Here is a 22,919-nt window from a genome sequence, read left to right as displayed (position 1 = left end):
CCTCACCTAAATCCTCTCTAAAGGAGAGGACTTTAAACCCAATTATATCACAATTAAATAAATCCTTTGCCCCTCTCCTCTTGGAGAGGGGTTAGGGTGAGGCTACATGAAAACCTACCTACCACAAATTGAACGCCGGATAAAGGTGCGGCCCAACCAAACTTATGGCATCCTGAATTATGATGTGGACAACGCGTATCCGCAGCGTATGCTCGAACTGGTGGCCGCATCCCCAACGGCAAAAGACTGCTGGAACAAGCGGGCCAAATTTATAGGCGGCAACGGTTTCGAAGAGAAAAGCCTGGGAAAGCAGCCGGTTAACAATAAAGGATTGACCCTGGCTAAACTCCTAAAAGCCGTAGCTACCGATAAGGCCTTATTCAGCGGGTTCGGTATCCACTTAAATTATAACGCCAATTACCAGATAGCATCGGCCCATTATGTAAAATTTGAAGACATCCGTATGGGTAATGTTGATTGTGCAGAAACGGAAGGTATTTTCGCCTTGTATAACGACTGGGGACGCAAAAGCTGGAAACATGTAATGCGTTCTAAGATCGTTTTCCTCGACCGGTATAACCCTGACCCTACCGTTATTGAGGAACAAGTGCTTAAGGCCGGTGGCTGGGGAAACTATAAAGGTCAGCTCTACTACTTTAACCCCGAGGTGGACGATTACCCCTTGATAGAAGCCGACAGCGTATGGGAAGACTTTGAAACCGAAGCCGGTATCAAAACTTTCAATAACCGTGAGGTAACCACCGGCTTTTTACCATCCACCATGTTGTTTATGCAAGCCCGGCGGGAAGAAGCCGATAATAGCACCCCAGACGGACAAAGCAGCAATACTCCATCGCAGCTGGAAAAAGACCTGGGCGCATTTCAAGGTACTAAAAGCTCACAAAAGATCATCGTAATTGAATATGAGGACGAAGCATCAAAACCGGAGTTTAAGCCTTACGCCATTCAGAATAACGACAAGTTGTTTGAGGCTACCGAAAAATCGGTAGAAGCACGGATCATCAAAGGCTTCTCGGTTCCCAAAGAATTGATCAACGCCGAAAAATCATCAGGATTAAGCAATGGTGGCGAAAAAAAGGAAGCCATCCGCGAGTTTAACGATAACACCGCCCCCGACCGCCTGGAGCTTAGTGAAATATTTGCCGAACTGTTCAGCAACTTCCACCAAAACCTAAACCCATCGGGCAACTGGAACATACTCCCCGTACCCGGCAACGTAGCCGACGATAGCGCCGGCATGACCGCCGGCACCAGCATCAACCAAATCCTGCTTTCGGCAATACCTACCACAAATAAAATTGCCATCCTGATACATGCCTACGGCTTTAAACAAGCGGAGGCGGAAGCGATGGTAACCCCCTAACTAATACCCCCCTAACCCCCTAAAGGGGGAACAGAGGGTTATATCTATAACTCACATTAATTTCCTGTTATGACCGGCAACCAAACTTCTACTCCCCCTTCAGGGGGCTGGGGGGCTACCACGATATTGATTTCCCCCTCTGTCTTCCAGCAATTCGAAGACATCTCTACCAATATTAAACCCGAGCGCCTGCAGGTGTTCATCAAAAAAGCCCAGGAACTGGATCTGAAACCCTTTATGGGTTACCCCTTATATTACCAGCTGCTTAAATACTTCGACGATGCCGGGCAAATGAAAACCGATGCCCCACAGGTTTATAAAAAGTTATTTAACGGTTTCGAGTACATCGACCGGTCGGGTTATACGGTAACATACGAAGGCCTTACCCCTACGCTGGTGTACTTCACCTTCGCCCGCTTTATAGAAAGTAACGGCGTGCACTTTACCGCTACCGGACCAGTAATTAAACAATACGATAACGCGCAGGCCGTAAGCACGCCCGACATTTTGAAACTGGTACAGCAACAACGCAGCGTAGCCAATGCCCATGCCAACGAGGTGGAAAAGTTTTTGCAGGACAACCAGGCCGACTATCCTTTATGGCGTTATAACGAGCGCAACAAAAGCGCCCGCCAGGCCGGTCCGCGCATCCGCGGCATTGACCATACCGATTTTAACGACAGTACCGGTGTTGCCGAAATAGATAACTTTTTACCCTTAGACACCCTGTATTAAGCCATGCCCGATAAAAAAATAAGCGAATTACCCGTTGTCCCCTCTTCCCTTACGGGCGATGATGTAGGCGTACTGGTACGGAATAATACCGATTACCAGTTTAGTTTCGATAAGCTGCGCGATTATGTAGCTGCTAACACCTCCTCCGGGAACCAGATATTTTTTGTCACCAACATCCCTCAAAACACTGAATACAAGGATTTAGATATAGCTATTAATACCTTTAGCGGCGCGTTCTACCAAAAACGAAATGGGGGCTGGTCGCAGGTGTTCACGCTTCCGCCAAATGCACCGGCAGGCAACAGCATTACCTATGGTTTTGGAGAACCCGATGCCGCGAGCGGACAGATTGATGATACCTATATTGATACGGCTAACGGCATATTCTATCAAAAAAACGTTGGGGGTTGGGAAATGGTGTTCTCGATGCTGGATGGTCCGGCAGGCGGTCCTGGCCCTAAAGGTGATACCGGCGCACCCGGCGTAAACGGTAAAACCGTGTTGAACGGTATTATAAACCCATCGAACCAAACGGTAGGCACTAATGGCGACTTCTACATCAACACCACCACCTGGATAATCTATGGCCCGAAAATAAACGGCGACTGGGGTACCGGTAAATACATGACCCAGGACATTGCCGAACTGGGCAACCTGAGCGATCTTTCTACCACTGATAAGAGCAACTTAATAGCCGCCATTAACGAAGTACTTAGTAAAACTGCAGCCCCGGCCTGGAAAGTTTACGGCTCTGTGCCTTTTGGTAAGTACAGTAATAACATGACCGTACCGGCAGCAGCGAATGCCTATATGCAATTTAAGGAGGCTTATCAAAATGTAAATGCACCAGTTTACACCTTACCCACAGCAGCACAAGTGGTTACAGCCAAAATAAACGCAACACAAGCAGTACAACCAACAGCTAACATTGAAGTTGGACAGGTTGTTGACTTTAATATCAATCCACAATTTAATAACAACAGCGCCGGGGGGCTGGCCGATACCAATCCGTTACTGATCACTAAAAAAATAGGCAACGCGGCAGCCATTCAGATTGGCAATACCGACCCTACAGATCACACCGCTGTTACCACCACTGCCGAAGCCATTTCCTTCACCTCCGCTTATAACTATAAATCGGCCCCGATTAAAACTAATGATGCTGGAGAACCTGATAACCGTGGTCAGTTTGGCGACGGTACAGTTTCTTCAACCACCACCATTACCCCAAGGTACAAGGTCTTTTATGGTGCGTTGCCGGATACAGCGGCACTTAGCAGCGACTCATTAAGAGGCGTATCGGGCGGCGGCTCAGTAAATTTCATTTGGGAAAACGGCAGCATACCTATATCTCTCAACACCGGCACCACCCACAAACGCTTTTTTGTAGCTGTACGTAACGGCATTGGCCGATCGCTTACCGTTGCAAAAGATGTGCAAACCAACGGAGATGTGAAATCTATTTACCTGGCCGGCAAGCAAACCTTTAACCTAAAAAATGGTGGAACCGGCGACGTAAGCTATGACGTTTACCTGTATGAACAAGCCGTGCCTTACGGCGATCCGCACACCCATGAATTAACAATATAAACCTTATGGCCGAACAATTAGCGGGCTTCCAGTTCGCAAAACCTTTTGATGTAACCAACCCCGTATCTACCGATAAGCGCTACGGCAAATTTAACGGATCAACCACCATACCCTTCACCAACATTGCCGAAGCCCTCGATTTGATTAAACCCGCACTCCGCTACCAGGGCCTGCAATGCGTAATTGTAAATGGTGCAAGCATTGGTTTGTATTGGTGGCGCGATGGCGTAGCCGATGAGCAACTGGTGTTGCTGCAAACGGATGTGGATTTGTCGGGCAAGGCAGATAAAGCTTATGTCGATAGCCAGGTTTCTTCTGAAAGAACGGAACGACAACTGGCTGATGCTAATTTGATAGCTGGTATTGCATCAGGTGATACAGCAACCCTAAACGCTGCAAAAATTTATACCGATACACAAGTTGCAGCTATTTATCGTACGGCGGGTGATTGGGATATTTCAATCAATAGTTCTTACCCAACATTGGGCACTGGTACCAATGGTGGAATACGGCGTGGTGATGCCTATAATATTACAGGTGGAGGTAGTATAGGTATAAATTATTATCAACCTGGTGATACCATTTATGCCAAGATAGCCAACCCAGGTCAGGTTGAAGCGAACTGGGGCAGTTTTGATACTAACCAACAGCAAGCTACCGAAGCCATGAGGGGTATTGCAAAAATAGCTACTCAAGCTACCATAGAAAGTGAAACGACCATAGAAGATCAAACTATGGTTACACCGAAGAAATTTTGGCAAGGCATTGCAAGAACATTAGGTATTTCGCGTATTGTATCCGGTCTATGGACATTTTTAGACGGGATGAGATTTGGAAGTCTTGGCTTTTATGCAACCTTTACTAAGAGCTTAACAAGTAACTCTTTAACATTAAAGAATAATGTATTTCAATCGGGGGCAATAGGAAAAGCCATTAGCTTTACTAATAGTAATCATTACGCTGTTGCACCATTCAACAATATACCACAAAACAATTCTCCATTTTCAGTTTCCATTTGGTATAATCCAACATATGGCATAACAGGTGGTGCTGGAGTAAATCTTGTATCTTGGGGTGATACGGGGTCTAATTTAAATGGTGTCAATATTAGGACAATAGCAAATAAGATTATGGTAAGTAAGGGAAATACTGTAATTGCCTCTCCAGCAGCAAACTCTGAATCAGTCGGTTGGAAAAACCTCGTGGTAACATTTGATGGTTCAAATGCACGTATCTATTTAAATACTATTTTAATCTATACAATTGGAATTACATTTAGCTCTACACCAAGTTCTATGCAATTTGGCCGAAATGGTAGCGGCGGAGCCGGTTATTTAGGACTTATAGACCAAGTATTAATATACAATTATGCATTACCTCAATCCGGTAATGAAAGCGTTAATAAAATCTACAACTCGGGTTTTGGTACAGCATCCCCTCCAAATATAGGATTATTAAGACGGTGGGAATTTGATGAGGGTAACGGTGCATCATCTATAGATTTAACCGGAAATGGCAACTTTACTTTATACAATACAGTTATTTGGAGTAATAATGGAAAAGTACCAACTGGTGGTACTGCTTCTGAAGCCACTGTATTTAATTCAATAGATGGTATAACAAATGGTGAACGCGGCCAACAAACATTTGGTGATGCTGCCGGAGGAAACATACAACAAGGCAAAGCTTTCCGAGTTCTAATTAATGGCTCCTATCCACTTTGGGTTGACAATTTCGGAAAGATATTAATCAATCCGTTATTTGATGGATTTATAGATGGATTGGGATCTGTATCATCAGCGTATTTAGAACTTGCTGCGGGGAAGGCTACAATGGGTGATTCAGCATTAAAGTTTCGACCTGGATTATTGCTTAACACAATAGAAAATGGTGCTTGGGAATACGATGGTACGAATCTTTACTTTAGCACAAATGGTAACAGAATAAAAATTAATGCAAACTTACAGTCTATGACGGATCAAGGCAACATTACAACAAACGACTTAGAAATAATTACAACAGGAAAGGGATTAATATTAAAGGATGAGGTTGATGGAACGAGACGTCGTTTAACCATAAGTAATGGTACAATAAATTTAAGCCAAGCACTATAATGATTCTCTATTTCGAGACAACAACTTTACCTTATTCCAATTAAAGTTTTCAAACTTCTTTTTCAATTTCAAAAACCATGTTTCATAACCATAATAACTTAATGAAGCAAGTAAAAAAGATGACATAAAAACCGCGACTAAATAAAACAGAAAGGATTTTTGTATATAAAACTTCTTTATTAATTCAATACATAATGGGTGAAAAATGTAGAGACCATAGCTAACCTTTCCTGTATAAGTTAAAAACCTCGTTTTGAATATAGTGTTAAAATAACTTTCACTACTAATAAGAAAGTTAATAACACACATATACAAAATTGCAATAAATGGCAACTTTAGTATTTGTATGTAGTCATTACCTTTCCCTTTAAATAAAATCCAATTAAAACCAAGTATTATAACAGTTATAAAAAAGATAAAGCCAAGTTGTTTTAGATTAAGCCAATTGTATTTTTCGTTTAGTGCCACAAAACCACCAATTGCTAAACAGTCAACCGTAGTTAATGTGAAATAAAAAATCCCTGCATAGCCATTATTTAATAAAAGAATTCTAAAAGCGATGCAAAAGAAAATAACAATTGCAATAATTTTTAAAAGTGTTTTATCAGATACCCAGTATACTACAAACGGCCAAATTAAGTAAAAATGCTCTTCAACTGCTAAACTCCATAAATGGGCAGGACCCTCTTGATTCCATTTAAACGTCATACCTATATTTTGCAGATATAACCAAAATGTCCAACTTTTATCAAATGAAATTGGCTGTCCATACACTAAATATGGATATACTATGAGGAAAACTACTAAAGCAAGATAATATAACGGAAATATTCGGAGACTTCTACGAACAAAAAAATTCTTAAAATAGCCGTTTTTATGTTTTGAAACAATTAAGATTCTCGTAATTAAAAATCCAGATAATACAAAAAACAATATAACACCTGTTTGTCCAATATTACCAGCTTTAAATATTATCTGTGCAAATGCATCTTTACTTAAGCCTGATTGTTTAATATGAAACAAAACAACCATTAAAGCCGCTAAACCCCTTACTCCATCGAGTTCCTTATAATATTTTAAACCCATTTATTTAGTATCCAAACTTTTAAAGTTATAACTCAAGTAAGCAACTATTCTCCAATATCTTAATAATAACCTTAAAGACCAATTAGCGTCAATGGTTTAAGCAATACTCACGTCGCTTATCTATAGAGGGCATTATAATTAACAGCCCTAATATATAGCTTTTCCAGCAAGCTTCTCCTACTAACCTAAAAATTAGATCCTATGAACTCCTCCTCTTTCATCACCCAAATAGCCCCTCCGGCTATTCAAGCCTGCCAGGGCACCAACTTATTCCCTTCGCTTATGATTGCCCAAGCTTGCCTTGAAAGCAATTATGGCAAGTCTAAATTATCTGCCTTACATCACAATTACTTTGGCATTAAAGCCAGCACCGGCTGGAAAGGTAAAACAGTTGCCTACCAAACACAGGAATTCGTCAACAACAAACCCGTTACGGTAAAACAATCCTTCCGCTCTTACCCCTCCTTAATTGCCGGCTTTGCCGATAGGGTCCGCTTTTTACAGGTAAATAAGCGCTACACCTTGCATGGTGTATTTAATAGCACTTCTCCCGAAGAGCAGGCCCGCTGCTTTTTAAAAGCCGGCTACGCTACCGACCCCTCCTACCCGCAAAAACTCATCAGCATTATTACCAAATACAACCTTAAACAATACGACCCGCCATGCAAAATGCCGTCAAATATCTCTACCACTATTTCAACTACAAACCCCATGTAGGTATGCTGTCTGCTGCAAGCAGCTATGTTATCACTCAAAAAGGACTACTCCTTACCGATGAAACCTTAAAAATGGTGGCCGCTATCTCATCCTGCGCAGGTTGCGTGGTGGGCTGCGCCACGGCTTTATCATGGATAGTGCGCGCGGTAATATGGGCTGTAAAATTCTATCGTCAACTTAAAATTAAAAAATGATTATGAAAATTCCCGTTTGGATCAAGAAAATTTGGAAAGCTATTCAAAGCTTGTTTAACCGTATTCCGGCCGAATTGAAAACCGCCATACATACCGGCGTTGTAGTAACCGAAAATATTAAAACATTTGTAGAGTCGCCCGCCGCCGATATCCTGACCACCCTTATTCCGGGTGAAACAGACGACAGGATCAAAGCCGCTTTGCGTGCAGCCCTGCCCACATTGCTTATCCAGTTAAAGTTAGCTGATAACTGTTCGGGCGCTAATACGCCTCAGGAAACTACCGCCTGTGCCATTAAAACCCTGCAAAGCTTAACCGGCGATTTAAAGAGCGCCTTTTTGCATAACCTATCCGTTTTAATAGCCCAGGTAGCCGCGGACGGCAAACTTACCTGGCAAGACGGTGCCTACATTATGGAATGGTACTATCAGCACCGGTTTAAAGCAACCAGTTAGCCGTACCACGGTCTCCAATACACAATTGCCCTATCTCGCTCTCCTAAACATCTGCCACCTGCTCGGGTATAAAGTTAATATCGGTGGTATCATCAAAAACCACATAAGCCCGTTGCCACGGATCGTCGCCCAATAAACGCCACTTATGTCCGCTGCCGGTAGTATCCAACGCTATTAAAACTTCACCGGGTTTCAGGGTAAAAGTATCGCCTTTGTAAGTGGTGAACTCTAAAGTACCACGCAAATTAATTACAAACTGCATAGTTGGGGCCGGATGCCAATCATAAACCGAGCCCGGAGGCGACTCCTGAAAACGGATAGATTCGGCACGGGTTATTACCGCTTCAGCTACGTTTCCGGCTTTAAAGTAAGAATGGCCGTCGGCCGCTGTATATAGTTGATACGCCTTAATCATGTGCAATTATAGCAGTTAAAGTTTAACTAAACATATCTACATCTTCCACTTTTTAAATTTTTAATGATAAGGGTTTACTGCAACCAGTTGAAACAATATGTTTAACCAGCATGTTATTAAGCTACTATGAATAAAGCAGATCAATCTTTCAACGAACAATTTAAACCGGTTGCTCCACCTGAGGCCTATCATCCTGAGGCCGACTGGCAGGACAAGGTTTTATATGCCCTTGCTCAATTAGGTGAAGGCACCGCACCCGATGTAGCTGCCAAGTTAACAGAGTATGAACCCGAAGTAGCACCGCAGGAGTTGCATCGCCATGCCGAGCAGGTATTAATGGGCTTATATGAAAAAGGGCTTATTAAAGGTGCCGAACAGGATGGCGAAGTGAGCTATAATTTGAGCAAGATTACCAGCCCCAATGTTGGCGGAACAGATCCTGATCTGCTGTAGTTTAACTACCAAAATATTAGAGTTCGCAACTTCTCATGATATTGTGAATGCATAAAAAAGGCAACTGATAAAAAATCGGTTGCCTTTTTATTTGGTGCCCAGAACGAGATTCGAACTCGTACAATCTTACGAATGCCACCCCCTCAAGATGGTGCGTCTACCAATTTCGCCACCTGGGCAGGTAATACAATATGCTCTGTAAAAGCATCTTCAAAAAAAATAGCACTTGATGAGGAGTGCTATTCTTGTTTATTTTCGGCGTAAATCGGGTTTTTAAAAACCCGACTGGTAATGTGCCCAGGGAGAGACTCGAACTCTCAAGAGACAATTCTCAACGGCTTCTGAGACCGCAACGTTTACCAATTTCGCCACCTGGGCTCAGCTCTTTACCTGGTTAATTAAATAGGCCTAAAAGAACATTAATTGTTTAGAAGCATACGCAATCAACCATTATTGGTATTGAGGCTGCAAATATAGCAGTTTAAGCTAAAAGCAGTTAAATAATTAATAAAAATTGTTATAGGTTTGATATAGTGCTTTTTACCTGATACTTTCGGGGTATCAATTATAAATATATGATAATGAGATGGAGTTTTTTAATTCTTATATGTGGCTTTTTAAGCCCCGTGTTTGTACAGGCACAAAAGGCCGATGCTATTTTAGGTAAATGGATTAACCCAAGTGGCGAAGGCCAGATCCTGGTTTATAAAAAAGGCAGTTTGTACTTTGGTAAACTGGTTTGGTTAAAGCTACCCAATGATGAAACTACCGGTCAGCCTAAAACCGATATAAATAATCCTGAAAAAAGCTTGCAAAGCAAACCCATATTAGGCCTGGAAATTTTGAAGAACTTTAAGTTCGATGGAGATGAGCTGTACGATGAAGGAAGTATTTACGATCCTAAAAATGGCAAAACCTATAAATGCAAAATGACGTTGGATGGCAACAAACTCAAAATCAGAGGCTACATTGGCATCTCGTTACTGGGCAGGTCTGAAGTTTGGACGAGAGTTAAATAATCTGTAATGAAGTACACATTCGTTTTTATTTGCCTGTTGTTGAGCGTTGAATTGGTAACCGGGCAAACCATAACCTTGGTTGAGCAGGGGAAACCTACCAGCATTCGAGGACTATCGGTTGTGGATGACCATGTGGCTTGGGTAAGCGGCAGCAAAGGCCATGTAGCCTTGAGTACTAACGGCGGACAAAGCTGGACCTGGCAACAGGTAAAGGGATACGAACAAAGCGATTTCAGGGATATAGAAGCCTTTTCAGATAAAGAAGCCATCATCATGAGTTCGGGCACACCAGCGCTTATTTTAAAAACTGTAAACGGCGGGGCTAATTGGAAAGAGGTTTACCGAGAGGATGATAAAGCGTATTTTTTAGATGCTATGGATTTTACAGCAAACGGTAAATATGGTTATGTACTGGGCGACCCCATTGAGGGTAAATTTCTGATGCTGGAAAGTTCCGATAGCGGCAACAGTTGGCAAAAATTAAAACACATGCCTGCCGCCCTGCCGGGTGAAGCTGCCTTTGCTGCAAGCGGCACCTGCCTGCGGGTAAGTAAAAACAAGGTTATCAATATAGTCACGGGGGGCAGTACGGCGCGCTTGCTTACATTTTACAATATTGATACCACATGGCAGACTTTAAAAATACCTATAGCACAAGGCAAACCAAGCCAGGGGGCATTTTCAATTAGCAACGATTTTGCAGTAATTGTAGGCGGCGATTACGCCAACGCCAAGCGGCTTGATTCCGTAAGCGTTAATTTTAATAAAACTCAAGTCATAACATCGAAAGGTAAAACACCAGGACCAGCTGGTTACCAATCGTGTGTAGAGTGGTTAAACAAAAAACAATATCTTGCTACTGGTACGCCCGGTAGTAACCTAACCAACGATGGAGGCAAAACCTGGAAACAAATTGACACCACCAGTTATAACGTATGCCAGAAAGCTAAGAAAGGCAGCCTGGTTATATTAGCCGGCGATAAAGGGAAAATTGCTGTATTTAAACTTTAGTTTTCTGATAATTAAACACTTAAATACATGTTCAAATTTTATTGAAAAACTTTTGCAGGCAAAGGCAATAAACCCTATATTTGCACCACTTTAATCGGAAAAGGTAATAGTTGATTCCGTAGCTCAGCTGGTAGAGCATTACACTTTTAATGTAGTGGTCCTGGGTTCGAATCCCAGCGGGATCACATCAAAGCCTTCTGACTTTCAGGAGGCTTTGAAATTTCAATTGTGAGATGCTTTATAATGTGCTATAAAGCAATAGAGACATTTAATAGGTATTAAAGTAAATTTTTTTGATTCCGTAGCTCAGCTGGTAGAGCATTACACTTTTAATGTAGTGGTCCTGGGTTCGAATCCCAGCGGGATCACCTCTTGGGACAAACGATTTAAAACATTGTTTGTCCCTTTTTTATGCCCTCTTAACTCATTGTTTATCAGGTAAATAAAACTAAATATATCCCCTGTTTTTGCAGTTCGAACTTTCAAATCCTCAAATATGAACTTTTCGGGGTATATCGAACCGATCAGTTTTCGCTTTACGTTATGATCAGACTTACAGTAAATTGTATTGAGGCAGGTTAGCTTCAGTAACGCTGCATCCAGCGTTTTCTCGGCCTCACTTATGCTCATCTGATTACCTCGCAGATCACATATCTTGCCTTCAAGCAATATGACCTAAGTATCGGTTCTATGTTTTCAGCTTTTGAGTCTGCTGCAGCTTCTGCTAACTTTGCTTCCAATACGTTTATCATATTTTTATTTTCAGACTTAATGGTCTTATAATCTGCTCCGTCTATATCGACATTAAAAAGTAACTCCCTTGCTTCGGCAATACGGCTGTTCAGCTCGTTGATTTCTTTGAGGAGTTCTGAGCGTGATATCAATGAAACCTTACTTTTTCTTTTTTATTTCATCGTTAAGTCTGTATTGTTTGCCCCACTCTGCCATTGCTTGAATTATAGGCGATAGGGTTAGCCCAAAGTCGGTAAGCTTGTACTCCACTCTTGGGGGAATTTCTGCATAAATTTTTCTACTAATTATCCCGTCAGCTTCTAACTCTCGTAATTGAGTAGTAAGCATTGATTGCGTGATTCCTTTTACGCTACGCCTCAATTCACCAAACCGTGCAGGGGATGTGAAGTAGATAGCATTGATGAGAATGGCCTTCCATTTTCCACCCAAAACTTGAATAGTAGCAGTTACAGGACAAGAATATTCATCAAAAACAATTTTTTTTTCGTCGTTAACTATTTCTTTTTCAATATTAGTAGCTTTTTCCATACTTACTTATTTTTATCAACCTACTTGTTTAATTAAAGTTAATAATGAAAATTTGTACTACAAAACTAAATCAAAGTAATTAACATGTCAAGTAAAAACATTTTAATCACAGTAGCCAGATCAGGTTTTGGGAAACTAACGGCAAAAACCCCCGGTAATTGACAAAAATGTACAACTATGATACTTGCCACTAATCATCAATTGTTCACCACACTCAAACACTTTTTCTTATGACTCACACCCCATCCCGCCCCCTTGAAATTCTGCGCTTGGACAGTAGCCCGCGGTATGCCGATTCAGTAACCCGGCAACTAACCACCCGCTTGGTAGCGCGCCTACGCCGGGATCATCCCGAAGCTAACGTTACCACCCGCGATTTAGCAATAGGCCTACCCCTCCCAACGGAGGCGATGGTTGATGGGATTTTGTACGCCATGGCAAACCCCACCCCGGCCATGCAGGCCGCTAAGCAGCTTTCCGACGAAATGGTGACAGAACTGCTCACCGCCGACGTGGTGGTGCTCGGCCTGCCGCTTTACAACTGGACCATTCCCTCCACGTTCAAAGCGTACGTTGACCATATCAGCCGTCCCGGCTCGACCTTTGAATACGTTGACGGCGTTTCTCACGGCAAACTTGCCGCACAAAGCGTGTACATCATTTTTACCAGCGGGGGCACCGGCATAGGGAGCGACAAGGATTTCGCAACACCGTACGCAAAATATTTGTGGCAAACGCTGGGTATTCAACACGTGCAGTTTATTGAAGCCTCCGGGCTTTTGTTCAACGCTGCAGAAAGTGTACAGAATGCCGAAGCGCAGATTGACCAACTCGAGTTACCCGTATTTGCCTGATTACTGATGAATTTATATTTAACAACTAAAAAATAAAAACACTAAACACTCAAATAAAATTTAATAAACATGGTAAATACTCTAAATTGGTTTGAAATACCAGCTACAGATTTCGAAAGAGCAAAAACTTTTTATGCAAAAGTTTTAGATGCTCAAATTCATGACGATCCTAATATGCAATATGCATATTTACCGTCTGATCCACATAAAGGCGGATTTGGCGGAGCAATTGCTTGCGGTGAAAACTATGTCCCTGCAATGACCGGTACAACTGTTTACTTAGATGGCGGAAATGACCTTTCAGTTCCATTAGGCAGAGTAGAAAGTGCCGGTGGAATAGTGATTTTGCCGAAAACTGCTATTGGTGACAACAGGGGCTTTATTGCACTTTTTATCGACACAGAAGGAAACAAAGTTGGATTCCATTCCATGGGATAATACACAGTTCTCCCGTATCTTTGTAAAATAGCTGATAGAAGTATTACCATTGATATTTCTATCAGCTTTGCGCTATATCCATCTGCGTTTATGCCATAAAATGGTTCGATAATAGTCCTGTTGGGGCTGGTGTTTCAGAACTTTCTCGCCAGACCGGGCAGAACTCGAACCATTGATCATTTAATGTTCCTGATTTTTTCAATTCTGTAAGGAAATGGTTCGAAAATAATCCCAGTGGGATCACATTTTAAGCAGAAAGTCTCAAGTCGAAAGATTTGAGGCTTATTTAGTTTTTGAGTTATTAACTAAATTTTCCAAAACCATTCCTCCACTTTTCTTAAAAATTTCATTACAAGTTAGTTCAATCTAATTTAAAGTAATCGGTGGCCGAATTGCACTATACACTATATCAGTTTGATTTTCAGTTTAAAAAACACAGTTTCAAATTAAAACAAAAAAGTATGAAAGTAAATGAAGATCTATCCATATTATGTTGGCTAAAACTCCAAAAAGTCATAAAAGAAGATTTAGTATTTATTTATGTTCGTAATACTGTGAAATGTGGGCGTACTGATTTTATTCCAGTAAAAATTCACTCGTATTATTGGGATGAAGAATCGCCAGCTGCGTTAAGTGCTGCCCAAACTATAAACTCATTAATAGCTACATCATAAAAACTAAGGCAGAGTTAGAAAAGCATTATAATCAGGTATCCGCTGTAAACAAGCGAGTTCATACGGATATGATTAATGAGGTATATATGCCTATACAGCATTTACAAAAAATATTAATGCAAGCATTAAAACTGCATAACAAATAATTTGCAGAAAGAGTAAGCAAGAATAAAGGCAGCAGCAGAACTTTGCGCGATATGAGTGATCAAAGGATAAGGTGCAGGAATTTATAACAACTGAGCGTTCCTCAAACAACCATTTAAGATGATTAATTTCCTTAATATTTCGGGGACATGTATTTAATTTAACTATGCGCAACACAAACATATAAAACGATACCATGTTAATCAGCTAAATATTTAGAATATTAAAGTCATAACTATGATAATAAAAAATACCCCACTGCCTTTTTATGCCAAATCAGCTTTTATACTTATTGGTATAATGGCACTTGGGTTTTTAATTATCCTGGGCAAAGAACTGCTCGACCCGCTAATGTTCGGCTTTTTGTTCGCTATACTCCTGTTACCGTTGGCTAACTTTTTTGAGCGGAAACTTAAAATGCCGCGAAGCATGTCGGGGTTTCTATCCATCCTGTTAATGGTTGCTTTTATAAGTGGTATTGTTTACCTGGTGGGTACTCAAATATCAAATTTAGCCAACGATTGGCCCATGCTTAAAGACCAGGTAGGCAAATCGGCCTCCGATATACAGATTTGGGTACAACATACCTTTCATGTAAATGCCGAAAAACAGATGGTGTATGTGAACGATACCACCGATAAGCTCATGGCCTCGGGTACCAGCATTTTTGGTACTACCTTCGGCGCGGTATCGTCACTGTTGCTGTTTTATGTTTTTATTATCATTTTTACGTTCCTGATCCTGTTTTACAGGCGTTTGCTGTTCAGGTTCGTTATTTATGTTTTTAACGAGGAAGCGGCTAAAACGGTGCATAACATAGCCGAAAGCATCCAAAGTATTTTACGCAAATACATCATCGGGCTCCTGCTCGAAATGGTGATCGTATCGGCTATATCCTGCATTGCGTTTTGGATTATCGGGGTAAAATATGCCATGTTGCTGGGCATCATTACCGGCTTATTCAACATCATTCCGTATGTAGGTATATTTTCGGCATTACTGCTCAGTACTTTAATTACTTTTGCTACCGGTGCTATTAGCAAAGCTATAATTGTAGCTATAGTAGTAGTAGCCATCCATGTTATAGATTCCAATGTGATATTGCCTTTGGTGGTAGGGTCAAAAGTGCGTCTTAACGCACTTATTACTTTCATGGGCATTATTTTAGGCGAAATGCTTTGGGGTTTATCGGGCATGTTTTTATCAATCCCGGTTATAGCCATATTTAAGATTATTTTCGATCATGTACACGGCTTGCGCCCCTGGGGTTACCTCTTAGGCGGCGATTACGAATACAACCGCCAGGCGCAAGAGGAAATGAAGACGGAGTGAAAGGTAGAGACAAGATTTAAGAAACAAGAGCCATGACTTTTATATAGTATTATTTCTGCCGCCGCCCGGCTCCAGCCAGGTGGCAGCTATTACCCGGCCTCCGGCCGGCGTGTAAGGTAATTTCCTTTCCCTCTTCTTGATAAGAGGCTAAGCTACCGGATACGCTATCTTCATAAAAATGGCCATTGCATAAATAATAAGCATGAGGGTATTAACTACCAGCAGCCAGTTCAGCTCCATATTGTTATATTTTTTTATGCTGGCTGTCAATAAGAGTCCGATAAAGCCGCTGATAAGCAAAGCGGGGAATATCATACGCCATTGAAAAAGGTTAATGTAGCCTAAGTGTTTTAGCTTATCGCCCCCTTGCCATACACCTACCCCCGCCGCCAGTATCAGGATGAAAAACATCCGCACCATCAGCTTGGCAAAAAATTTACTTAATTTCATAAGGCCGCTAAATTAATACTTTACGCAGGTAAATAGTTATGTGTATTTTAACTGTTGTACCTAACTTTACAGCATGATGTCATCTCTCTATAAAAGCTTGTTGTTACCATGCTTCTTCTTGTCGTCAGCAAGTTTCGCCCAAACGTTCAAAGTTGTGCCGCTTGGAGTTAAGGGTGGAATAGATGAAAGCAACCTATCGGCTTATATGGTGGCACCATATGCCAGCAACAGCTACATTTGCCTGGATGCAGGCACACTGCATGCCGGTATTCAAAAAGCTATAGACCGTAAAGTTTTCAAGGTTCCGGTCGAACAAGTGCTCAAACAATATGTCAAAGCCTACTTTATCTCACATTCGCATTTAGATCACCTGGGTGGGCTCATCATCAATTCGCCCGAGGACACCAGCAAAACCATTTATGCCAATGCCGATTGTATAGACGTATTTAAAAATAACTATTTTACCTGGAAGGCATGGGCCAACTTTGCCAACGAGGGCGAAAAACCGCAGTTAAGCAAGTACCGTTACCAAGTACTCATGCCTGGTAACGAGGTAAATGTGGCCGGTACCAATTTAAAAGTGCAGGCCTTTGTGCTAAGTCACTCCAACCTGCAAAGCACCGCTTTTTTAGTAAACAGCAACAATAACTACCTGCTATACCTTGGTGACACCGGCCCCGATGAGATAGAGAAGAGCCAGAACCTGCAAAAACTGTGGCAGTCGGTAGCACCTTTAATTAAAGCCGGTCAGTTGAAGGCCCTGATGATCGAAGTTTCCTTTCCTAACCAGCAACCCGATAAAACTCTGTTCGGTCATTTTACACCCGCCTGGTTAATGAAAGAGATGAACAAATTGAGTCAACTTACCGGCGTTGTTGCATTACAAAAGGTTAATATGGTTATTACCCATGTAAAACCTCCGCAAAGCCACATTTTGCGCATTAAAGAGCAACTTAAAACAGGTAACAATATGCATTTAAAATTGATTTTCCCAGAGCAGGGTAAGATGATGAAGTTTTAATTACGTTTAACTCTACCCCGTCATGCCGGTGAATATCGGCATCTCACACGCTAAATAGCCCATTTATTAACGACCTTTTTGGTGGGTTGCTGAAACAAGTTTAGTATGGCAAAAATAATTTATGGCAAAACTCTCTAATCAATTCTCATCCAAAATATCCAGGCATTTAGCTCGCATGGGTTTTAACCGACTCTCTAAACCGGCAAAACCAGCGGGGTTGCCAATGCTGGTATAAAGTTTTTTAATCAAGTTCAGGTTATCATCGTAAGGGTCGCAGGCCTGTACTTTTTCTAAATGCATCAGCACTTTGTTCACTGCCGCAATATAGGCCGTGCGGCTTTGCTGATAAGCCGCTTTATCGCCTTTAGCGTCGTTCACTTTTACAGCCAGGGCATTGGCATCGTTCATGTAAATGTGTCCCAGCGCCAAATGCACTACATAATAATCGGGTACGGCAGCAACTACTTTTTCATATAAAGGTCGCGCTAAATCCAACTGCTTGTTATCTTCATATAATTTAGCCAGGCTGTTATAAAAGCCTATACGGTTTTTTTCAGGTAGCTTGCCGGCATCAGGCAATAGTGTCTGACCTAAAGTAATAGATTTAGTTCTTTCGCCCTGCAGGCGTGCCAAATTAAAGTCGGTGTACTTGTTATAAATGCTTTCGGGAGTTTGAGCGGTTGCTAACACGCTCATAAAACAAAGCAGTGCTATTATAAAAAAGAGCCTGAATGGTAAGGGCATATTCCGGGTATGGTTTAGTCTGCTAATATACTATTTAACGCAACAATCTCAAATCTAATATCCTACATCTCGCATCAAAAAACTATCTTTGCCCATGCCTGAAAAAATTCTTATTCTTGATTTCGGCTCACAGTTTACTCAGCTTATTGCCCGTCGTGTTCGGGAGCTTAACATTTACTGCGAAATCCACCCTTTCAATCATTTTCCCGAAGTTGACAGTACGGTTAAAGGTATTATCCTTTCCGGCAGCCCATATTCTGTTCGCCAGGAAAACGCACCACAGTTCGATTTTGCACCATACCATGGTAAACTGCCCATTTTAGGGGTTTGCTACGGCGCACAGTATTTAGCTCAGCACAACGGCGGCGAGGTTTTGCCATCGAGCACGCGCGAATACGGCCGGGCAAACCTGCAATACGTAAACGAAGCTAATCCACTATTTAAAAACGTACCGGGTAATTCGCAAGTATGGATGTCGCACGGCGATACTATTGCCAGTATAGCCGATAATTTTGAAATTATTGCCAGCACCGACACCGTAAAGGTAGCGGCTTATCAAATAAAAGATACCCAAACTTACGCCATTCAGTTTCACCCCGAGGTTACCCATAGTTTGGATGGCAAGCAATTGCTGCAAAACTTTTTGGTTGATATTTGCGGTTGCCACCAGGAGTGGACTTCCGAATCGTTTGTGGAAACTACCATTGCTGCTTTAAAAGAAAAGTTAGGCGATGATAAGGTGGTTTTAGGCTTATCGGGCGGTGTGGATTCATCGGTTGCGGCGGTATTGCTGCACCAGGCTATCGGCAAAAACCTGTACTGCATTTTTGTAGATAATGGCTTACTACGTAAGGATGAGTTTGAATCGGTATTACAATCGTATGAGGGTATGGGCCTAAACGTACGTGGTATTGATGCGAAGCAACGTTTTTACGATGCATTGAGCGGCCTAAGCGATCCTGAAAAGAAACGCAAAGCCATTGGCCGCGTATTCATTGAGGTGTTTGATGATGCGGCGCACGATGTGCAGGATGTAAAATGGCTGGGACAAGGCACTATTTACCCCGACGTAATTGAATCGGTATCGGTTAACGGCCCGTCGGCTACTATTAAATCACACCATAACGTAGGCGGACTGCCCGATTTTATGAAGCTGAAAGTAGTAGAGCCTTTAAACACCTTATTTAAGGATGAAGTGCGCCGTGTGGGTAAAACCTTGGGCATCGATCCTAACATATTAGGTCGTCATCCTTTCCCCGGACCGGGTTTGGCTATCCGTATTTTGGGCGATGTAACACCCGAAAAAGTAGACATACTACAACAGGCCGATGCGATTTATATCAACAATTTACGCCAGGCTGGTGTTTATGATAAAGTTTGGCAGGCCGGCGCTATCTATTTGCCCGTACAATCGGTAGGGGTTATGGGCGATGAGCGTACTTACGAAAACGTAGTTTGCTTACGCGCTGTAGAATCATTAGACGGGATGACGGCCGATTGGTGCCATTTACCGTACAATCTGCTGGCTAAAATATCAAACGACATTATTAACAACGTAAAAGGAATAAACCGGGTTGTATATGACATTAGTTCAAAACCACCGGCTACCATTGAGTGGGAATAACAAACTTTGGTTGCTGGCGCTGATACTTTTCAACGCCTGCTCGCCCAAGGTGCAGCCTGTTGGTAAAACAGGGCCTGTAGCTGATAATACTACCCAAACCGGCAAGCCCACAACGGTTACTCCACCAATGAGTACTAAGCCCGAAGTAAGGCTACCTGCAGCAAACAAAACTTCGAGCATTGTTATGCTGCTGCCTTTTAGTTTAGATAACCTAAACTCGGTGAAAGGCTACAGCCCGGCCGATTTAAAAAAGGCCAACATTGCCATAGATTATTACCAGGGTTTTAAACTGGCGCTCGATTCTTTAACCACCCGCGGTTACAATTACAAACTGCAAATTTACGATACCAAAGATGAACCTGCTTACACGCATAGCTTATCGGGCAATCCGGCTATTAAAAACAGTAACCTTATAGTAGGGCCGGTATTTCCAGAAGGTATCAAATCTTTTATAGGCGTACCTGCAACGCTTAGCAAGCCGCTACTATCGCCGCTATCGCCCGCCGCGCCCGATGAGTTTGCCAACAATAACCTTATTACTATTAACCCGCCGCTGGAATACCATGCCCGTTATGCTGCGCAGTATGTTAACAACAAGCTTAAACCCAAAAAGATCTTCATTTTAAGGTCGGGTTTTAGCGAGGATAACAAATATCTGGTGCCTTTTAAAAAGATGATAGATAGCCTGGGCAAGCGGAAGATCCAGGTGGTTAATTTTACGGTATCAAAAGGTAGTTTAACCGCTTTAAGAGCTCAGCTTAACAACAAAATGGAGAATATATTTATTGTTGCCGCGGTTAATCAGTCGTTTTTATCGGTTACATTGCGCTCGTTAGATACCTTATCGCGCCATTACCCGGTTACCGTTTTCGGCCACCCTAATTGGGAAAAGCTCACCTTTTTAAAAGCCGACCAGTTGCAGCGTATTAAAACACATATTACCTCGGCCGATAGGGTGAACTACCGTTCTGCAGCTACCATAAATTTTATTAAATCCTATCGTAAACAGTTTAATGCAGAACCCTCGGCGTTTGCTTATAAGGGTTTTGATGAAGGCTTGTATTTTGGACAGATTTTGGCACTGGACGGTAACGAAATGCCCTACCTCGACCAGCATGCTTATAAGGCCTTGCACAATGATTTCCGCTTTATTAAAAAACCAGGGCTTGGTTGGATAAATACGCATGTATATGTACTCCAATATGTTAATTTTGAGTTAAAACAGGTAGAATGAAAGCCCTTAATCAGCTCAAAACATTTCAGCGCATTTTAGCCAATTTTCCGGCTGATGGACAGTTAAGCAAGTTTCTGCCCGGCTTTTTCCGTCAAAACAAGCAAATGGGCTCTACCGACAGGCGCGTGGCAAGCCGGTTGGTGTATAACTACTTTCGCCTTGGTAATGCCCTGCCCGATCTGCCTGCCGAAGACCGCTTAATGGCAGCCGAATTTTTATGCAACACGCAAACCAATTCTTTTTTACAGCACTTTAAGCCTGAATGGGCCGCTTGCATAAGTTTTACGCTGGATGAAAAGCTGGAAATGGTTAAAGCGGCTTATCCTAACTTTAATTTAAAAGATATTTTTCCATGGAATAAGCAGCTATCGGCCAGTGTTGATCAGGAGGCTTTCCTTAAATCTTTCTTCATTCAGCCCGATCTGTTTATCAGGGTACGCAAGGGTTTTGAGCAGCAAGTTAAAACTACGCTGGCCAAGGCCGATGTCACCTTTAAAGACGAGGGCAACAATTGCCTTACCCTTCCTAACGGTACCAAACTGGAAACCTTGTTCCCTAACCAGCATTGGTTCGAGGTGCAGGATCATTCCTCACAACAAACGGCCAAATATTTTCGTCCGCAAAAATGGGAAGGCTGGTGGGATGCCTGTGCGGCATCGGGCGGTAAATCACTCTTATTGCATGAGCAAGAACCGGATTTGAAGCTGGTGGTATCAGACATTCGTGAGAATATTTTAGCTAACCTCGACGAGCGCTTTCGGCAGGCAGGTTTAATGAAGTATCAGAAGAAGATCCTCGACCTTACTCAGAATCCCGATTTCATTATGCATAACTATGCCTTCGACGGCATTATACTGGACGCACCTTGTACCGGCTCGGGCACCTGGGGGCGTACACCTGAACTCATTACTCAATTTAACACTCACCGCATAGAGTTTTTTCAGCGACTGCAGCAAAGCATCGCACGTAATGTGGTAAAATACTTAAAACCCGGCAAGCCGCTTATTTACATTACCTGTTCGGCATTTAAAGCAGAGAATGAAGACACAGTAGATTTTATGGTAAAAGAATTAGGACTGCAACTGGAAGAAATGCAGGTACTAAAAGGTTATGAGCACAAGGCCGATACCATGTTTGTGGCCAGATTATGCGCAAACCCACCTGCGCCTACAGGCGTTTTGTTGGACAAGATGGAATAAAATGAACCACCCATTGAGGCGTGGACGCCTCAATGCTACAATTGCAAGCGTCCATGCTTGCACAATTTTTTCGCGAGCGCAGACGCTCGCAAGTGTTTATGTTCAAGCGTGGACGCTTGAACAGACGGAATTTCTTGTCTCTTATTTCTTATCTCTTGCTTCAATTCCCCTCTACAGCCCGCTATTACTCCTGAACAGCTTAATAGCGATAGCCAATAATATTACACCGAAAGCTTTACGCACTACACCCAAACCAGTTTTACCCAGCATCCGTTCCAGTAACTGTACGTTTTTGAGCACTACGTAAACAATAATAGTATTCAAAATTATACCTACAATGATGTTGGCGGTAGCATATTGCGATTTAAGGGATAGCAACGTGGTCATGGTACCGGCACCGGCTATCAACGGAAAAGCTAATGGTACAATGGATACGGTAGACGATATATCATCTTCCTTAAAAAATTGGATGCCCAGTATCATTTCCATAGCAATAATGAAGATCACCAGCGAACCGGCTATGGCAAATGACGAAATATCCAACCCAATGATCTTGAGTAATTCTTCACCCACAAACAGAAACACGATCATCAATACCAGCACCGTTAACGAAGCCTTTTCCGATTCGATATGGCCCGCTCGTTGGCGCATACCAATAATAATGGGGATAGTCCCTAAAATGTCGATAATGGCGAAAAGGATCATGGTTACAGACAGGATTTGCCGTGGGTCAAATGTGTCGATCATAGGT

The 22,919-nt window shown here is 42.3% G+C and carries 24 protein-coding genes and 4 tRNA genes; 20 read left to right on the top strand and 8 right to left on the bottom strand.

Going from position 1 to position 22,919, the window contains the following annotated elements; genetic code table 11:
* Positions 1-106 precede the first annotated feature (106 nt).
* The 4 genes from ACFQ3S_RS02755 to ACFQ3S_RS02740 all read left to right on the top strand — a co-directional run bounded on the left by ACFQ3S_RS02755 (position 107) and on the right by ACFQ3S_RS02740 (position 5,823).
* Complete coding sequence (locus ACFQ3S_RS02755) at positions 107-1,384, top strand: hypothetical protein (protein ID WP_377161000.1); 1,278 nt, start codon at positions 107-109, stop codon at positions 1,382-1,384.
* 69 nt (positions 1,385-1,453) lie between these two features.
* Positions 1,454-2,119, top strand: coding sequence for a DUF6712 family protein (locus ACFQ3S_RS02750; RefSeq protein ID WP_377160998.1), 666 nt, complete (start codon positions 1,454-1,456; stop codon positions 2,117-2,119).
* A 3-nt stretch (positions 2,120-2,122) separates the two neighbouring features.
* Complete coding sequence (locus tag ACFQ3S_RS02745) at positions 2,123-3,709, top strand: hypothetical protein (RefSeq protein ID WP_377160996.1); 1,587 nt, start codon at positions 2,123-2,125, stop codon at positions 3,707-3,709.
* Between the two features lie 5 nt (positions 3,710-3,714).
* Positions 3,715-5,823, top strand: a complete 2,109-nt coding sequence (locus ACFQ3S_RS02740; protein WP_377160994.1) for a LamG-like jellyroll fold domain-containing protein — start codon at positions 3,715-3,717, stop codon at positions 5,821-5,823.
* On the opposite strand, the gene ACFQ3S_RS02735 is transcribed toward ACFQ3S_RS02740, so the two are convergent.
* Positions 5,818-6,909 carry an acyltransferase family protein gene (locus tag ACFQ3S_RS02735; protein ID WP_377160992.1) on the bottom strand — a complete coding sequence of 364 codons (1,092 nt, stop codon included), beginning with the start codon at positions 6,907-6,909 and terminating at the stop codon, positions 5,818-5,820. The two genes, ACFQ3S_RS02740 and ACFQ3S_RS02735, sit on opposite strands and share 6 nt — an antisense overlap.
* Before the next feature lie 201 nt (positions 6,910-7,110).
* Here ACFQ3S_RS02735 and ACFQ3S_RS02730 point away from each other — a divergent pair, with 201 nt between their 5' ends.
* The 3 genes from ACFQ3S_RS02730 to ACFQ3S_RS02720 are packed head-to-tail and all read left to right on the top strand — an operon-like array spanning position 7,111 to position 8,275.
* A complete protein-coding gene (locus ACFQ3S_RS02730; RefSeq protein ID WP_377160990.1) occupies positions 7,111-7,626 on the top strand; it encodes a glycoside hydrolase family 73 protein in 516 nt (171 codons plus the stop codon).
* Between the two features lie 2 nt (positions 7,627-7,628).
* A complete protein-coding gene (locus ACFQ3S_RS02725) occupies positions 7,629-7,820 on the top strand; it encodes a hypothetical protein (RefSeq protein WP_377160988.1) in 192 nt (63 codons plus the stop codon).
* 2 nt (positions 7,821-7,822) lie between these two features.
* Positions 7,823-8,275 (top strand): hypothetical protein, encoded by a 453-nt coding sequence (locus ACFQ3S_RS02720; protein WP_377160986.1) that lies wholly within the window; start codon positions 7,823-7,825, stop codon positions 8,273-8,275.
* Between the two features lie 43 nt (positions 8,276-8,318).
* On the opposite strand, the gene ACFQ3S_RS02715 is transcribed toward ACFQ3S_RS02720, so the two are convergent.
* Positions 8,319-8,690, bottom strand: a complete 372-nt coding sequence (locus ACFQ3S_RS02715; protein ID WP_377160984.1) for a hypothetical protein — start codon at positions 8,688-8,690, stop codon at positions 8,319-8,321.
* Positions 8,691-8,816: 126 nt separating this feature from the next.
* On the opposite strand from ACFQ3S_RS02715, the gene ACFQ3S_RS02710 reads away from it, so the two are divergent.
* Positions 8,817-9,143 (top strand): hypothetical protein, encoded by a 327-nt coding sequence (locus ACFQ3S_RS02710; RefSeq protein ID WP_377160982.1) that lies wholly within the window; start codon positions 8,817-8,819, stop codon positions 9,141-9,143.
* 92 nt (positions 9,144-9,235) lie between these two features.
* Here the strand turns inward: ACFQ3S_RS02710 and ACFQ3S_RS02705 are convergent.
* Positions 9,236-9,322, bottom strand: a tRNA-Leu gene (locus ACFQ3S_RS02705).
* A 115-nt stretch (positions 9,323-9,437) separates the two neighbouring features.
* Positions 9,438-9,521: transfer RNA gene (locus ACFQ3S_RS02700), tRNA-Leu, on the bottom strand.
* A gap of 203 nt (positions 9,522-9,724) precedes the next feature.
* Here ACFQ3S_RS02700 and ACFQ3S_RS02695 point away from each other — a divergent pair.
* The 4 genes from ACFQ3S_RS02695 (at position 9,725) to ACFQ3S_RS02680 (ending at position 11,541) form a co-directional block, all read left to right on the top strand.
* The gene (locus ACFQ3S_RS02695) at positions 9,725-10,162 is read left to right on the top strand and encodes a DUF2147 domain-containing protein (RefSeq protein ID WP_377160981.1); all 438 of its coding nucleotides are present in this window, start codon (positions 9,725-9,727) and stop codon (positions 10,160-10,162) included.
* A 6-nt stretch (positions 10,163-10,168) separates the two neighbouring features.
* A complete protein-coding gene (locus tag ACFQ3S_RS02690; RefSeq protein ID WP_377160980.1) occupies positions 10,169-11,173 on the top strand; it encodes a YCF48-related protein in 1,005 nt (334 codons plus the stop codon).
* A gap of 112 nt (positions 11,174-11,285) precedes the next feature.
* A tRNA-Lys gene (locus tag ACFQ3S_RS02685) sits at positions 11,286-11,358 on the top strand.
* Positions 11,359-11,468: 110 nt separating this feature from the next.
* Positions 11,469-11,541: transfer RNA gene (locus tag ACFQ3S_RS02680), tRNA-Lys, on the top strand.
* Positions 11,542-12,064: 523 nt separating this feature from the next.
* Here the strand turns inward: ACFQ3S_RS02680 and ACFQ3S_RS02675 are convergent.
* Entirely contained in the window at positions 12,065-12,454 is a 390-nt protein-coding gene (locus ACFQ3S_RS02675; RefSeq protein WP_377160979.1) for a winged helix-turn-helix transcriptional regulator, read from the bottom strand.
* A 230-nt stretch (positions 12,455-12,684) separates the two neighbouring features.
* Here ACFQ3S_RS02675 and ACFQ3S_RS02670 point away from each other — a divergent pair, with 230 nt between their 5' ends.
* The 4 genes from ACFQ3S_RS02670 (at position 12,685) to ACFQ3S_RS02655 (ending at position 15,896) form a co-directional block, all read left to right on the top strand.
* A complete protein-coding gene (locus tag ACFQ3S_RS02670; RefSeq protein WP_377160977.1) occupies positions 12,685-13,308 on the top strand; it encodes an FMN-dependent NADH-azoreductase in 624 nt (207 codons plus the stop codon).
* 69 nt (positions 13,309-13,377) lie between these two features.
* Positions 13,378-13,746: a VOC family protein gene (locus tag ACFQ3S_RS02665; RefSeq protein ID WP_377160975.1), complete on the top strand. Its 369-nt coding sequence runs from the start codon at positions 13,378-13,380 to the stop codon at positions 13,744-13,746.
* Between the two features lie 461 nt (positions 13,747-14,207).
* Entirely contained in the window at positions 14,208-14,420 is a 213-nt protein-coding gene (locus tag ACFQ3S_RS02660) for a hypothetical protein (protein ID WP_377160973.1), read from the top strand.
* Positions 14,421-14,801: 381 nt separating this feature from the next.
* Positions 14,802-15,896, top strand: a complete 1,095-nt coding sequence (locus ACFQ3S_RS02655; protein ID WP_377160971.1) for an AI-2E family transporter — start codon at positions 14,802-14,804, stop codon at positions 15,894-15,896.
* 147 nt (positions 15,897-16,043) lie between these two features.
* Here the strand turns inward: ACFQ3S_RS02655 and ACFQ3S_RS02650 are convergent, their stop codons facing one another.
* A complete protein-coding gene (locus ACFQ3S_RS02650; protein WP_377160969.1) occupies positions 16,044-16,346 on the bottom strand; it encodes a hypothetical protein in 303 nt (100 codons plus the stop codon).
* A 73-nt stretch (positions 16,347-16,419) separates the two neighbouring features.
* Between ACFQ3S_RS02650 and ACFQ3S_RS02645 the strand changes: the two genes are divergently transcribed.
* Positions 16,420-17,367: an MBL fold metallo-hydrolase gene (locus tag ACFQ3S_RS02645; protein ID WP_377160967.1), complete on the top strand. Its 948-nt coding sequence runs from the start codon at positions 16,420-16,422 to the stop codon at positions 17,365-17,367.
* Between the two features lie 138 nt (positions 17,368-17,505).
* On the opposite strand, the gene ACFQ3S_RS02640 is transcribed toward ACFQ3S_RS02645, so the two are convergent.
* Complete coding sequence (locus ACFQ3S_RS02640; protein WP_377160965.1) at positions 17,506-18,063, bottom strand: tetratricopeptide repeat protein; 558 nt, start codon at positions 18,061-18,063, stop codon at positions 17,506-17,508.
* Positions 18,064-18,205: 142 nt separating this feature from the next.
* Between ACFQ3S_RS02640 and guaA the strand changes: the two genes are divergently transcribed.
* The 3 genes from guaA to ACFQ3S_RS02625 are packed head-to-tail and all read left to right on the top strand — an operon-like array spanning position 18,206 to position 22,168.
* Positions 18,206-19,735, top strand: coding sequence for a glutamine-hydrolyzing GMP synthase (gene guaA, locus ACFQ3S_RS02635; RefSeq protein WP_377160963.1), 1,530 nt, complete (start codon positions 18,206-18,208; stop codon positions 19,733-19,735).
* The gene (locus ACFQ3S_RS02630; RefSeq protein ID WP_377160961.1) at positions 19,692-20,969 is read left to right on the top strand and encodes an ABC transporter substrate-binding protein; all 1,278 of its coding nucleotides are present in this window, start codon (positions 19,692-19,694) and stop codon (positions 20,967-20,969) included. Before guaA ends, ACFQ3S_RS02630 begins: the two co-directional genes overlap by 44 nt.
* On the top strand, positions 20,966-22,168 hold the full coding sequence (locus ACFQ3S_RS02625) for an RsmB/NOP family class I SAM-dependent RNA methyltransferase (RefSeq protein ID WP_377160959.1): 1,203 nt from the start codon (positions 20,966-20,968) through the stop codon (positions 22,166-22,168). The genes ACFQ3S_RS02630 and ACFQ3S_RS02625 overlap by 4 nt, the downstream gene beginning before the upstream one ends.
* A gap of 171 nt (positions 22,169-22,339) precedes the next feature.
* Here the strand turns inward: ACFQ3S_RS02625 and ACFQ3S_RS02620 are convergent, their stop codons facing one another.
* Positions 22,340-22,915, bottom strand: coding sequence for a MarC family protein (locus ACFQ3S_RS02620; RefSeq protein ID WP_377160957.1), 576 nt, complete (start codon positions 22,913-22,915; stop codon positions 22,340-22,342).
* Between the last annotated feature and the right edge of the window lie 4 nt (positions 22,916-22,919).

It is taken from the genome of Mucilaginibacter terrae (genome assembly GCF_042679325.1).
GTDB classification, from domain to species: Bacteria; Bacteroidota; Bacteroidia; order Sphingobacteriales; family Sphingobacteriaceae; genus Mucilaginibacter; species Mucilaginibacter terrae.
The sequence above is the reverse complement of the archived record's forward strand: the minus strand, read 5'-3'. Positions and strand labels throughout refer to the sequence as shown.